Origin of the sequence: Aquiflexum balticum DSM 16537, from assembly GCF_900176595.1 — a bacterium.
Lineage (GTDB): Bacteria > Bacteroidota > Bacteroidia > Cytophagales > Cyclobacteriaceae > Aquiflexum > Aquiflexum balticum.
In genome coordinates, this window is record NZ_LT838813.1 from 4,568,086 (window position 1) to 4,581,647 (window position 13,562).

Sequence of the window (13,562 nt, forward strand, 5' to 3'; positions counted from 1 at the left end):
TAAAGTTTAGTTGTTGAATACATTATTTTGATTTCATGATATAGTTTTCCAGATCTCTCCAGTCGTAGATCTGGAAAGTCTTGTCATCTGACATCGCCACAAACAGCCCTTTTGGAAATTCTGGATTGATATTGAAATTGATCACCTCAGAACCATCACTGGAAACTGTGGACATGGGAAGCTTGGCTATAAGGGTATGTAAATGAGGATTTTCTGAGGATCCCTCTCTTGGAAATACATGAAAAAAATTTGCTTCCTGATCTGAAACGAGAATGTATCCTGTTCCATCTTCATGCTTATAAATGGAAATCCCTTCATGGTCCAAAGTGAAACCTTCTGTTGCAAAAAGTGCAAGCTCATCATTTCCTTTCTCCGGGTCGGCATAATACTTCCTCACCCCTACTCCCTCATCACTGTAATAGATATATCCTAGTTCATTGTCAACAGCAATGGCTTCAATCTCCTTGTTCCCACTGTATTGACCGAATTTCCGAACCAGTTCAAGTTCCAATTGCCCCTGATCGGTCTTGATAAGATATTGCCACAGATAGGTACCATCTGTTGGGCCATTTTTTCTGCCTGCTATCACATAATGCTTCCCATTGTCTTTATCATAGTAGACAGCAACACCCATGAGGTCACGGTAATCAGGCTGCAATTCCCCAAGATATACTTCAATCCCACCTTCCTGAATTTCTAACATCCCGGGCAGTTTGAAAAATCTCAGCTTTGAGGTAAGCCTCTCACCAGTAACTGCAAAATCAATTTCTTCTCCACCAAAACTCAAACCATACGAAACATCAACATTATTTGGTCGCTGCAAACCTCTCACCACCAAAGAATCCATGATCTTTCCTTTTAGATCAAACACATATAAGGCACCATCTTTATCTTTATCAGTACCTATTATTAAGCTTTTTTCCGGATCAGCTTTATTGATCCAAATAGCAGGATCATCAGTATCATGAATCACCTTTTCAGTGATATAAAGAGGTTCGATCTTGGGTAAAGATGACTGAGTTTGTTGTCCTGTATCTTTAGTGCCACAGGAAGAAAAAACAACCAGCAAACCGAAAACAGACTGTAAAATTTTATTTTTCATTTGTATCTTTTTGTTTGATACAAAATTAGACACCTGAAGAAAAGTCACCTATCGTTTCATATTATCAAAAAAGCAACAACAGGATTTAAAAACGTTAACAAAACGATAGCAACACAACAAAAAATTGAATGTAAATAATTGTTTTTCAATTATTTATGTAATATTAAAAATAGATTAACAAATCGTAAACTATATACAAAGAATAAATTGCTGTAAACTTTCCCCTTTTTCGAGAGCTAATTTTTTCCTTAATCTATATCGGGAAATCCTAAGACTATCCTGTGAAATATTCAAGGTAGATGCAATGTCTTTCGAACTAAGATTCATTCGCATCAATGAAGCCAATCGAAGTTCCGATGGAGTCAAATCCTTTGATTTGCTGTTCAGCTTTTGAAAAAAACCTTCATGTACTTTTTCGAAGTTTTTTTTGAAATCGTCCCAATCTGTATCCTGCACAAAATTGAACTCTATCAGTTTTATCAAGTTTCTGATATTCTTTTTTTGCTCCCTTGCGTCTTTATCCAGTGAATCTTGAAGCTTATGCTTGATACCTTCCAGCATCTTATTTTTGTCGATGACATGCAAAGTTTGGGCAGTAAGGGATTTGGTATTCAACTCAAGTTCATTTCTCAGGGTTTGGTCTTTCAACTGTATATGCAAAAGTTCTGTTTCTATTAACTTTTGTTGCGTCAGCATTATTTCTTTTTCCCTTTCCATCAATTGCAATCTCACTTTTGATTGGATATTCTTTTTGTTGATTACCAGCCAACTAAACCCTATAAGTAAAAGTATTAAAACAATAAAAAGTATCTGGATTTTTTCATCAAACTTTTTCTTCTGCTGCAATTCATAGATTTTTCGATCCTTTAATTTCATCTGAAAAAGTTCATCCATCAATGCCAATTGGGTAGCAGTTTCTTTGCTAAACATTTCCTGGTGTACTGTTCTGCTACTATCCAGATACTGATATGCCATTGGAAATTCCTTAAGATCGAAATAACTTTTGGCTATATCTCTAAGGGCACTGCTTTCTTCATAAGGTTGGTCCAACCTACGACTGAGGTCAAGTGCAATGCTGGATTTTGAGAGTCCTTCTTCGGTTTGGCCTTTTTTTCTCAATATATCCCCCAAATTATTTATGATGCTGATCAGATTTAAGCTATCCCCGGCTTTAACATTCAATTCAAATGCTTTTTGAAAATAAAAAGATGCTGAGTCAAAATTTCCCAAATCCTCATATATACTTCCCAGATTCTCATTGAATTCCGCGCTTAAATCATCTATTCCCAGTTTTCCGAAAATAGAAAGGGCAGTCCACTGATGAACCAAAGCAGTTTGAAAATCCTGTTTCTTTTCATAAATCCCTCCCAATAAACCCATAGAAATCGCCTGCCTTTTTTCATCTTTGATTTTCACAGAAAGGTCAAGGCTTTTTTGATGCATCGAAACGGCACTGTCCAAATTTTGGGTCTTGTATGCAATTCTTCCTCTTAAATTATAATTATCAATCATGAGTGAATAGTCTTCTGCATTTTGCAATAAATCTTCTGCAATCAGTAGGTTTGAGGCTGATTCAGAATAAATTCCTTTAAAAAATAACAGCCTACCCATTAAGTGATGGGATTTGGCCAAAAGTAAGTTATCTCCTAAATCCTTACTCCTCTCAAGTGCTTTTACTGCAAAAATAAAGCTGGAGTCAGAATCCGAAATGATGGGGCTTTCTGCTTTTACAAAAAAATATTCAATGCTGTCCTTTTGTTCCCCTATTTGAAGTGAAAACGATTTTTGAAAAGGAAACAAATAAACCAACAGTAATAAGACCAACTTTGACTTCATATGCAAAGATGTCTATCTTAAAAAAAAGGTGTGTTAAGATTATATGTTGTGAATATTAAATTTGGATAATTTGGAAGCATTTGGAAATTATAACCTGGTATAGCGCATTATTTACCTGCCTAAGGTTAGTGATTCACATTATTTCGGACTTTAATCCTGTTTATTTTTACTGACCAAAACAGTGAAAATCCATCGATAACAATTCATTGCCGGAAGCAAAAAAGCCCACTTGTCAAGCGGGCTTTTGAAGACTGAAATGAAATGATTTATTGCATTTTATTGACTTCTTTCAGGTTTTCCAGAGCCAATTCAAAATCAGGCTGTAATTCCAAAGCTTGAGAAATTGCCAGTTTTGCTTCTTCTTTATTTTTCATATACATATAAACCATACCCTTGAGATTCAAAGCCGCGGCTTTTAAAGAAACTTCCTGTTGGGTGTTATCATTCTTTGGAAAGCCTACTTTTTCTTCACCGGATTTGTTGTTCTTCACCAGCATACTGATTGAATTCAAAGCCTCTTCCTGCCTGTTGAGCGAATATTGCAGATAGGCAGTCTTGTATAAACTGAAAAGATTTCCGGTCAAAAGGTAATGCCTCTCGAAATTAGGTAACGACCGGTCCAATGCACCAAGCTGTTCCAAAGAATAGGCAGCTATTTCAAGAGCGGTTACACTATTGTCGCTTACCTCAAGGATATCCATAGCAGCGATCGCGGCTGAAGTGCTTTGACTTGATTCAAAATAAAGCGATGCAAGAGTTTCTTTGTAGGTAATATTACTGGGATTTCTCTCCACTAACTCAAACAGTTTCATTCTGGCTACCGGAAGGTCATTGTAGCGAAGTGCCAACTGATAGATTTTTATGTCAGCCTCGTTTCTTTTCCTAATGGATTCTGAATCTTGTGGGGGTGTCTCCTGCGCGAAGACCGTAATGGATGACATTGCTACAACAGCAATGGTTAAGAGTAATTTATTCATTTTCATGGTTTTTTCTAGATAATCCTTTTTGAGCGGCTAATTTATACAATAAGTTCAAAGCTTCATCTTTATTGTTCTGAATTTGTCCTTCCAAAATTGCTTCCTTGATTTCTTCTTTCAGGTCGCCCACTATCTTGGATGGTTTCAATCCGAATAAATCCATAATCTCCTTACCGGAAACCGGGGGTTGGAAATTTCGGACATTGTCCTTTTCCTCCACTTCCAGAATCTTCTGCTCTACCTTGTCAAAATTGGAAAGAAACCGTTGTACTTTATTGTTATTTTTTGAAGTTATATCTGCTCTGCAAAGCTTCATCAGGTCATCAATATCATTCCCTGCATCAAAAAGAAGCCTCCTGATAGCTGCATCTGTGACTTTGTCCGAAACCAATGCAATAGGTCTGAGATGCAGTCTGACCAGTTTTTGAACATACTTCATCCGTTCATCCATGGGCAATTTCATCCTTCGGAAGATGGTCGGCACCATTTTCGCTCCTTTGTCTTCATGTCCATGAAACGTCCACCCTACCTTTTGATTGAACCTTTTGGTGGCAGGTTTTGCAATATCGTGCATAATGGCAGCCCATCTCAGCCAAATGTTATCGGTAACTGCCGCAATGTTGTCAAGTACCTGAAGCGTATGGTAAAAATTGTCTTTATGTGATTTATCTCCTACTGAATCTACCCCTTGTAATTCAACCATCTCTGGAAAAATCTCTTGAAGCAATTTACTGACAAACAATAATTTGAATCCATAAGAGGGCTTGTCTGTCATGATGATCTTGTTCATCTCGTCAATAATCCTTTCCGCGGATACTATCTGAAGCCTATGGGCATCATGTACTATGGCCAAAAAAGTATCGGGTTCTATATCAAATCTAAGCTGTGCCGCAAAACGTATGGCACGCATCATCCTCAGGGGATCATCAGAAAAAGTAATAATGGGATCTGTAGGGGTCCTGATTATCTTTCTTTTGATATCAGCCATACCTCCAAAGGGATCTATCAAATCCCCATAGTTGTGGGAATTGACCGAAATGGCCATAGCATTGATCGTGAAATCTCTTCTTTCCTGATCTTCCTGAAGGGTTCCATCCTCAACAATAGGTTTTCTTGAATCATGCCGGTAGGATTCTTTGCGGGCACCTACAAATTCAACCTCCCAATCTTCCAATCTTATATTGGCAGTTCCGAAATTTTTAAAAACAGAGAGCGGAACATGTTCTACGAAGCTATCCGCTACTTCCTGGGCAAGGGCAATGCCACTGCCCACACAGACAAAATCGATATCTTTACTCGGCCTTTTTAAAATTAAATCACGTACATATCCGCCAACCACATAGGTTTCCAGTCCCATCTTGTCGGCAATCCTGCCCACACGGCCAAATATTTCCAATTGATCTAACGATTCTTTAAAATTCATCCGTTCAAAATTTTGACGTCCCCATCGGAACTCAAAAACATTTCTTTTGTCCCAGCACTTAAAAGTGGGAAGTATTCCTGGGTTTCAAAATCAAACTCCGGCGTTTCACTATATTGAAGGATCATAGGTTGGGAATAGGTAAATAGAAATTTATTCCAGAAGTCTTTTTTGATCACAGCAAACTTCACATTTCCATGTTTGACAGGACCGGTTTTTAGAAATTTTCCGACCGGTGTGTGGTAAATGGTTGGTTTGGAGGCAAACTCAATAATATCCAATGAAACATCAGAAAACTGTTCTGCTATTGCCCTGATTTGAAAAATATCAAACAACAGAAAAATACCGTCCTGATCATCAGACTCCGAAACCCAGGAATCCACTTCAATCAATTCCAAAATTGAACCATGGCCTTCCTTGATCCGTATTCTTCCTTTTTTTTTCAGCAAACTTACCGCTTCTTTGATCTCCACAGATTTTTTTTCCAAAAATAAGTCAGATTATTGAGAGGAAGGTAATATTTATAAAAGTTTATACCTTGACTTGATTTTTTAACCATTAGTCTATCTATGCTAATTTTGTATAAATTCAGATTAAAGTACCTGTAAATTCAATTCCATTCGATCTCTCAAAATCAAATCATTCGATCAAAATGATCGTCTTCCATTTGATTCCCATTGTCATCGAAAAATAATTTCAAGCCAAATTTTATTTTTCCCGAGCATTTGCCTAAATTTGCGGTCTTGAAAAGCAGGAGTAAACGTGAAATTCTTAAGAGCTTACAATATTGATGTTATCAAACTAAAGGATGGCAAGCATTCTTTTTCCTTTGAAGTCAATGATGAGTTCTTCAGATTTTATGAAGCTGATGATTGGGTCAACGGAGCCGATCTCACTGTAAATGTGACTATTAATAAAACAGTTTCTGTATTGGAAGCTGACTTTAAAATCACAGGAACTATCAGACTGACTTGCGACAGGAGTTTGGAAGAGTTTGATCATCCGTTTGAATTGACCGAAAAAGTAATCTACAAATACGGTCCTACGGAACAGGAAATCAGCGAAGATGTCTTCATGATTACCAAAGATACTTCCAGCATCAATGTTGCGCAGTTGATTTATGAATTTATTTTATTGGCAATTCCGGCCAAAAAAATCCATCCGGATTATGTGGACGAAATGGATGATGATGAATTCGATTATGAGGGCAGTCTAGTTTACCTTTCAGAAGAAACAGAAGAGGGAGAAGCCGAAGATGAACAAATCGGTGATAAACCAGCAGATCCCAGATGGGAAATATTGAATAAGTTAAAGAAAAAAGATTAATCTAAAATAGCGTAGAAATGGCACATCCTAAACGGAAAATTTCAAAAACCAGAAGAGACAAAAGAAGAACTCACTATAAGTTGACAGCTCCAGGTCTTACACAATGTCCTACCACAGGTGAATTTCACTTACCTCATAGGGCATATTGGCTTGACGGAAAACTTTATTTCAAAGGACAGGTTGTCATTGAAAAAGAAGTAGTTGCTTAATTACTTTACAAAAGGCCTTTTGATAAAATCCATCCCGGTGATCACCGGGATGGATTTTTATTTTCTGCATTTATAACAGAAATCATTAATTCATAAAAGCTATATTTATCAAATGGTTTCAAAAAACAAAAATCTTTGGTGGAAAAGCACAATTTGGATATTTTTGGGGCTTGATTGAGAATCAATAAGACTGATCGGGGTATTTCGCCCAATTCCTTCATTGTCAGTTTCAGTAAATTAAACCGATGATTAAATAGCTTTAAAATAAATATTTAATGAAAAAAACCAGAGCAGTCATTACAGGAGTTCAGGGTTGGGTACCGGATTACATCTTGACCAATAGGGAATTAGAAACAATGGTAGACACTTCCGATGAATGGATAGTAACCCGAACCGGAGTTAAAGAAAGAAGAATTTTAAAGGGAGAAGACAAAGGAACATCAGTCATCGGTATCCATGCAGTGAACGAGTTGTTGAAAAAAACCGGAACTGACCCCAAGGACATTGACCTTATTATTTGTGCCACGGTCACTCCGGATATGCCTTTCCCGGCGACTGCAAATATTATTGCAGATGGAGTCGGAGCGACCAAAAGCTATAGTTTTGATATTTCGGCAGCCTGTTCGGGATTTTTGTATGCACTTACTATGGGAAGCCAGTTTATAGAAACCGGCATGCACAAAAAAGTGATTGTTGTAGGTGCAGATAAGATGTCATCAATTATAGATTATCAGGACAGGGCTACATGCATTATATTCGGTGACGGCGGTGGTGCCGTATTATTGGAACCTACTACTGAAGAAATCGGAGTGATGGATTCATTGTTACATTCCGATGGTTCCGGAGCGCCATACCTACATATGAAAGCGGGAGGAAGCAGAAGACCTGCTACTTATGAAACTATTGCAGCCAGAGAACATTATGCCTTTCAGGAAGGCTCTACTGTTTTCAAATTTGCAGTAACCAATATGGCAGAGGTCAGTGCCAATATCATGAAAAAAAATAATCTCGCCTCAGAGGACGTTGCATGGCTTGTACCGCATCAGGCAAATAAAAGAATAATTGACGCTACAGCCAACCGAATGGGTATAGGCCCCGAAAAGGTAATGCTTAACATCGAAAAGTATGGCAATACTACAGCAGGAACTTTACCACTTTGCCTTTGGGATTATGAATCTCAACTAAAAAAAGGAGACAATATTATTTTAGCTGCCTTTGGTGGTGGTTTTACCTGGGGAGCGATATACCTTAAATGGGGATACGACCCAAAATAATCATTCAAATCAAATAATCTTAAAAAATGGCAAGTACCGCAGATTTCAAAAATGGATTGTGTCTTGTAATGAACAACGACATTTATTCCATAGTAGAATTTCAGCATGTCAAACCTGGTAAAGGTGGGGCATTTGTTAGAACTAAGCTCAAAAGCCTCAATACCGGAAAAGTTTTGGACAAAACTTTTACAGCAGGTGAAAAAGTGACCACTGCAAGAGTTGAAAAAAGGCCACACCAATTCATATATGCAGATGACTTTGGTTATAACTTTATGGATACCGAAACTTTCGAACAAATTTCGATACCTGAAAAACTGATAGAAAGATCAAATCTATTAAAAGAAGGCCAAAATGTGGATATTTTGGTCCATGCAGAAACAGAAAGCCCCCTTTCGGTAGAATTGCCGCCATTTGTAGAATTGATGATTACCTATACCGAGCCTGGAATTAAAGGCGATACAGCTACCAATGCTTTAAAGCCCGCTACATTGGAAACCGGCGCGGTAGTAATGGTTCCATTATTTGTGGATCAGGACATCATGATCAAAGTAGATACCAGAGATGGATCTTATTCCGAAAGAGTAAAATAATTTTATATTACTATGTGATTTGGCTAAATTACATACCTCTCAATTTGACAATAAAAAAAGACTGACATTCTCCCTAAGAATTCCCTTAAACTAAAACATCATGAAAGCGAAAGAAATACAGGATTTAATAGACTTCATTTCAAATTCAGGCTTAGCCGAAGTGAAAATTGAAACAGATGAATTCAAACTTTCAATAAAGAAATACGTCGAATCGTCAGGAGTAAAAGTGGAGACCATTTCTGCCCCTGCCCCGGTGGCAATCCCTGTTCACTCCAATCCTGCCCCTACTGCTCCTGCAGCTACATCCGCACCCAAAGAAGATACTTCCAAACTTTTGGAAATCAAATCGCCTATGATTGGAACATTCTATAGGACAGCCAATCCCGATTCAGATCCATTTGTCAGTGTCGGTGATTCAGTTGCAGCAGGTCAGACAGTTTGTATCATTGAAGCAATGAAACTTTTCAATGAAATTGAATCTGAAATATCTGGAAAAATAGTTAAAGTTTTGGTGGATAATGCCACTCCTGTGGAATATGACCAGCCGTTATTCTTAGTAGATCCAGCAGGATAATTTTGTTCCACTAACCCGATTTTACCGTGTTTAAAAAAATATTAATTGCTAACCGAGGAGAAATCGCATTGAGAGTGATCCGGACCTGTAAAGAGATGGGAATCAAAACAGTCGCGGTTTATTCTACAGCAGATAAAGACAGTCTTCACGTACGATTTGCGGATGAGGCAGTCTGCATCGGCCCTGCGCCGAGCAGGGAATCTTATCTCAACATTCCCAGAATCATTGCGGCTGCTGAAATTACCAATGCAGATGCCATTCACCCAGGATATGGATTTCTTTCCGAAAATGCAGAATTTTCAAGAATCTGTGAAGAATATGGCATCAAGTTTATTGGGGCAAGTCCCGATATGATCAATAGAATGGGTGATAAATCCACTGCAAAAGCAACGATGAAGGAAGCCGGCGTCCCAACCATTCCCGGTTCCGAAGGGCTTTTGGAAAACATGGCCCATGGAATAAAAATAGCAGCTGAAATGGGCTATCCTGTGATCCTCAAAGCCACTGCCGGAGGCGGAGGTAAAGGAATGAGGATTGTACGTCAGGAAAGTGAATTCAAAAAAGCATGGGATGATGCCAGACAAGAATCAGGTGCTGCCTTTGGCAATGACGGTTTGTATCTTGAGAAGTATGTTGAAGAACCAAGACATATCGAAATTCAGATAGTTGGAGACAGCAATGGCAAGGCCTGCCATCTTTCTGAAAGGGATTGCTCCATACAGAGAAGACATCAAAAATTGGTTGAAGAAACCCCTTCGCCTTTTATGACAGATGAGCTCAGAGAAGCAATGGGAAAAGCGGCCATTAAAGGTGCTGAAGCCATAGGTTACGAAGGTGCCGGAACCATCGAATTTTTAGTGGATAAAAACAGAAATTTCTACTTCATGGAGATGAATACCAGAATTCAGGTAGAACATCCCATAACGGAAGAAGTTACTGATTTTGATCTGATCAAAGAACAGATCAAGGTGGCTGTAGGTGAAAAAATTTCAGGTAAAAACTATTTCCCGAAATTATTTGCCATGGAATGCAGGATCAATGCCGAAGATCCATCCAATGGATTCCGACCAAGTCCTGGAAAAATCCTAAACCTACATATGCCAGGCGGCAGGGGTGTCAGAGTGGACAGCCATGTCTATGCAGGATATGTCATTCCGCCCAATTATGATTCTATGATTGCCAAACTGATAGTCAGTGGACAGACAAGAGAAGAAGTCATTGTCAGGATGAAAAGAGCTTTAGAAGAGTTTGTAATTGACGGAATCAAAACTACAATCCCTTTCCATATCGCTTTATTGGATGATCCTGAATTCAGAGCAGGTAATTTTACCACCAAATTCCTGGAGACTTTTGATTTTTCAAAAATCAAAAAGTAAGATTCAAATAATCCCCAATAAGAAATCAAAGCTGAAGAGTTTTCTTCGGCTTTTTTTTATTATAAACTGTATTATCAGTATGCAGGTGCAGTTTGCGGTGGGCAGTTTGAAAACCGCAAACTGGTCGCTGACACACTGAACACTGAACATTGCCTACTAAAAACAACTAGGTCTAAAAGTATTTTATCTTAATTTTGCGCCTTGAAGTTTTAACAACACACATAATCTATGTCAATAGCTACCAAATATAGCCCTGAATCCGTTGAAGCAAAATGGTATCAATATTGGATGGAAAATAAATTTTTCTCTTCCCAAGTAGACCATAGCAAAGAACCTTATACCATTGTCATTCCTCCGCCAAATGTCACCGGAGTATTGCATATGGGACATATGCTCAACAATACCATTCAGGATGTATTGATCCGAAAAGCTCGGATGGAGGGAAAAAATGCCTGCTGGGTTCCCGGAACCGATCATGCTTCCATCGCAACAGAAGCCAAAGTGGTAGCTATGCTTAAGGAAAGAGGCATTGACAAAAAATCTTTGACGCGTGAAGAATTTTTGACATATGCCTGGGAATGGAAGGAAAAATACGGAGGTATCATTCTGGAACAACTCAAAAAACTAGGAGCTTCCTGTGACTGGGACCGGACAAAATTCACCATGGATCCCGATCTGAGTGATGCTGTATTATCTGTCTTCGTGGACCTTTATAACAAAGGAAAAATCTACCGGGGAATCCGCATGGTCAATTGGGACCCACAAGGCAAAACTGCCCTTTCAGACGATGAAGTAATTACAAAAGAAATAGCTTCTAAGCTTTATTATATTCAATACAGAATCTTAGGAACTGATGATGATTTCCTGACTATTGCAACTACCCGGCCCGAAACCATTATGGCAGATGTCGCCATCTGTATACATCCCAATGATCCCCGTTTTTCCCATTTGAAAGGAAAAAAAGCACTGATTCCATTGATCAACCGTGCCATTCCTATCATAGAGGATGAATATGTGGATATGGAATTCGGCACAGGTTGCCTGAAAGTCACCCCTGCACATGATGTGAATGATTATGAGTTGGGTATCAAGCATAAACTTGAAGTCATTGATATCCTCAATGATGATGGAACTTTGAATGAAAAAGCCCAAATTCTTATCGGTGAAGACCGCTTCATAGCAAGGAAGAAGATCGGGAAAATGCTGGATGAAGTCGGCCAACTCGAAAAGACGGAAGATTACAGATCCAATGTAGGCCATTCAGAAAGAACTGATGCAGTAGTAGAACCCAAGCTTTCTTTGCAGTGGTTCCTCAAAATGGAGGAAATCACCAAGCCTGCTTTGAGTTCGGTCATGGAGGATATCATTCAGCTTCATCCGTCCAAATTCAAAAATATGTACCGTTCTTGGATGGAAAATGTACGGGATTGGTGTATTTCAAGACAACTATGGTGGGGCCATCAGATACCTGCTTTTTATCTTCCAAATGGAGAATTTGTTGTTGCAAAAACAAAAGAGGAAGCACTCCAAATAGCAAATAACAAATTCAACAACGGCTACGTCCTCGAAGATCTCAAGCAAGACGAAGATGTGCTGGATACCTGGTTTTCATCTTGGTTATGGCCTATTTCAGTATTTGATACAAAGGTGTTTTCTACAGGAGTTAAAAATGAAGATCTCAAATACTATTATCCTACCAATGATCTGGTGACTGCACCCGAAATTCTTTTCTTCTGGGTCGCAAGGATGATCATTTCAGGATATGAATATATGGGCGAGAAGCCATTCAGCAATGTTTATCTGACCGGGATTGTAAGGGACAAGCTTGGAAGAAAGATGTCAAAGTCATTGGGCAATTCTCCGGATCCTTTGGAATTGATCAAAAACTTCGGTGCAGATGGTGTAAGAACCGGAATGCTCTTCTCCTCCCCTGCTGGCAATGATTTGCCATACGACGAGAAACTGGTGGAACAAGGAAGAAACTTTGCCAATAAAATCTGGAATGCCTTCCGATTGGTAAAGGGCTGGGAAATTGACGAAACCCTATCCGGCGAAAGCAATAAAGCCTCCATCACTTGGTTCGAAAACCGTTTCAATGAAGCGTTGACTGAAATAGAGGACCATTTTAGTAAATTTCGTATTTCAGATGCACTGATGGCAACCTATAAATTGGTGTGGGATGATTTCTGTTCCTGGTATCTTGAAATGATCAAACCAGCCTATCAGCATCCCATAGATGCTGAGACCTTCGGCAAAACAATTGGTTTCTTTGAAGAAATACTAAAAATACTTCATCCATTTATGCCTTTCCTGACTGAGGAACTTTGGCATCAAATCATGGAGCGAAATACAAATGAGGCCTTGATTGTAACAGATTGGCCAAAAGCCAATGAATTTGATAAATTTCAGATTGCAGAGGCCAATCAGGTCTTTGAATTGGTCTCTCAGATAAGAAATATCCGGGCTTCAAAAGGAATCTCTCCCAAAGAAGCTTTCTCTTTAACCATCAAAACCAATACGCCCCATCTCTATAAACGGTTTGATGCTGTATTGAAAAAATTGGCAAATTTATCCGAAATATCCTTTGGAGGATCTTTGGAAAATGCTGTAAGCTTTGTGGTAAAATCCGATGAATGTTTTATTCCAATGGAAGGTCAGGTAAATGTGGAAGAAGAAAAAGAAAGCATTCACAAAGAACTGGAATACACCAAAGGTTTTCTGAACAGTGTGGTCAAAAAACTAAGCAATGAACGCTTTGTTTCCGGTGCACCTGCTGAGGTAGTGGCCAATGAAAAGAAAAAACAAGCAGATGCTGAAGCTAAAATCAAGGTATTGATGGATGCTCTGTCGAAGTTGAGTTAAATATGCTTTAAAACCA

The 13,562-nt window shown here is 38.7% G+C and carries 12 protein-coding genes; 7 read left to right on the forward strand and 5 right to left on the reverse strand.

Annotated elements, in window-relative coordinates:
* Window positions 1–22: 22 nt before the first annotated feature.
* The 5 genes from B9A52_RS19285 to B9A52_RS19305 all read right to left on the reverse strand — a co-directional run bounded on the left by B9A52_RS19285 (window position 23) and on the right by B9A52_RS19305 (window position 5,823).
* Window positions 23–1,102 carry a phytase gene (locus B9A52_RS19285; protein ID WP_084122002.1) on the reverse strand — a complete coding sequence of 360 codons (1,080 nt, stop codon included), beginning with the start codon at window positions 1,100–1,102 and terminating at the stop codon, window positions 23–25.
* A gap of 189 nt (window positions 1,103–1,291) precedes the next feature.
* On the reverse strand, window positions 1,292–2,938 hold the full coding sequence (locus B9A52_RS19290; protein WP_084122003.1) for a tetratricopeptide repeat protein: 1,647 nt from the start codon (window positions 2,936–2,938) through the stop codon (window positions 1,292–1,294).
* A 266-nt stretch (window positions 2,939–3,204) separates the two neighbouring features.
* Window positions 3,205–3,915 (reverse strand): tetratricopeptide repeat protein, encoded by a 711-nt coding sequence (locus tag B9A52_RS19295; protein ID WP_084123605.1) that lies wholly within the window; start codon window positions 3,913–3,915, stop codon window positions 3,205–3,207.
* A complete protein-coding gene (locus B9A52_RS19300) occupies window positions 3,908–5,338 on the reverse strand; it encodes a CCA tRNA nucleotidyltransferase (protein ID WP_084122004.1) in 1,431 nt (476 codons plus the stop codon). Before B9A52_RS19300 ends, B9A52_RS19295 begins: the two co-directional genes overlap by 8 nt.
* Window positions 5,335–5,823, reverse strand: coding sequence for a hypothetical protein (locus B9A52_RS19305; RefSeq protein WP_231955322.1), 489 nt, complete (start codon window positions 5,821–5,823; stop codon window positions 5,335–5,337). Before B9A52_RS19305 ends, B9A52_RS19300 begins: the two co-directional genes overlap by 4 nt.
* Window positions 5,824–6,097: 274 nt before the next feature.
* Here B9A52_RS19305 and B9A52_RS19310 point away from each other — a divergent pair, with 274 nt between their 5' ends.
* The 7 genes from B9A52_RS19310 (at window position 6,098) to B9A52_RS19345 (ending at window position 13,546) form a co-directional block, all read left to right on the forward strand.
* Window positions 6,098–6,661 (forward strand): YceD family protein, encoded by a 564-nt coding sequence (locus tag B9A52_RS19310; RefSeq protein WP_084122005.1) that lies wholly within the window; start codon window positions 6,098–6,100, stop codon window positions 6,659–6,661.
* A gap of 17 nt (window positions 6,662–6,678) precedes the next feature.
* Window positions 6,679–6,870, forward strand: coding sequence for a 50S ribosomal protein L32 (rpmF, locus tag B9A52_RS19315; RefSeq protein ID WP_084122006.1), 192 nt, complete (start codon window positions 6,679–6,681; stop codon window positions 6,868–6,870).
* A 275-nt stretch (window positions 6,871–7,145) separates the two neighbouring features.
* On the forward strand, window positions 7,146–8,144 hold the full coding sequence (locus B9A52_RS19325; protein ID WP_084122008.1) for a beta-ketoacyl-ACP synthase III: 999 nt from the start codon (window positions 7,146–7,148) through the stop codon (window positions 8,142–8,144).
* Window positions 8,145–8,170: 26 nt separating this feature from the next.
* On the forward strand, window positions 8,171–8,734 hold the full coding sequence (gene efp, locus B9A52_RS19330; RefSeq protein ID WP_084122009.1) for an elongation factor P: 564 nt from the start codon (window positions 8,171–8,173) through the stop codon (window positions 8,732–8,734).
* 100 nt (window positions 8,735–8,834) lie between these two features.
* A complete protein-coding gene (gene accB / locus B9A52_RS19335) occupies window positions 8,835–9,308 on the forward strand; it encodes an acetyl-CoA carboxylase biotin carboxyl carrier protein (protein WP_084122010.1) in 474 nt (157 codons plus the stop codon).
* Window positions 9,309–9,334: 26 nt separating this feature from the next.
* Window positions 9,335–10,684 (forward strand): acetyl-CoA carboxylase biotin carboxylase subunit, encoded by a 1,350-nt coding sequence (gene accC / locus B9A52_RS19340; protein WP_084122011.1) that lies wholly within the window; start codon window positions 9,335–9,337, stop codon window positions 10,682–10,684.
* Window positions 10,685–10,912: 228 nt separating this feature from the next.
* On the forward strand, window positions 10,913–13,546 hold the full coding sequence (locus B9A52_RS19345; protein ID WP_084122012.1) for a valine--tRNA ligase: 2,634 nt from the start codon (window positions 10,913–10,915) through the stop codon (window positions 13,544–13,546).
* Window positions 13,547–13,562 lie beyond the last annotated feature (16 nt).

Bases quoted from the DNA above. Each gene is read 5' to 3' on its own strand.
- B9A52_RS19345 (WP_084122012.1), top strand. From the start codon at position 10,913: ATGTCAATAGCTACCAAATATAGCCCTGAATCCGTTGAAGCAAAATGG.
- efp (WP_084122009.1), top strand. From the start codon at position 8,171: ATGGCAAGTACCGCAGATTTCAAAAATGGATTGTGTCTTGTAATGAAC.
- B9A52_RS19300 (WP_084122004.1), bottom strand. From the start codon at position 5,338: ATGAATTTTAAAGAATCGTTAGATCAATTGGAAATATTTGGCCGTGTG.
- B9A52_RS19325 (WP_084122008.1), top strand. From the start codon at position 7,146: ATGAAAAAAACCAGAGCAGTCATTACAGGAGTTCAGGGTTGGGTACCG.
- B9A52_RS19295 (WP_084123605.1), bottom strand. From the start codon at position 3,915: ATGAATAAATTACTCTTAACCATTGCTGTTGTAGCAATGTCATCCATT.
- accB (WP_084122010.1), top strand. From the start codon at position 8,835: ATGAAAGCGAAAGAAATACAGGATTTAATAGACTTCATTTCAAATTCA.
- rpmF (WP_084122006.1), top strand. From the start codon at position 6,679: ATGGCACATCCTAAACGGAAAATTTCAAAAACCAGAAGAGACAAAAGA.
- B9A52_RS19285 (WP_084122002.1), bottom strand. From the start codon at position 1,102: ATGAAAAATAAAATTTTACAGTCTGTTTTCGGTTTGCTGGTTGTTTTT.
- B9A52_RS19290 (WP_084122003.1), bottom strand. From the start codon at position 2,938: ATGAAGTCAAAGTTGGTCTTATTACTGTTGGTTTATTTGTTTCCTTTT.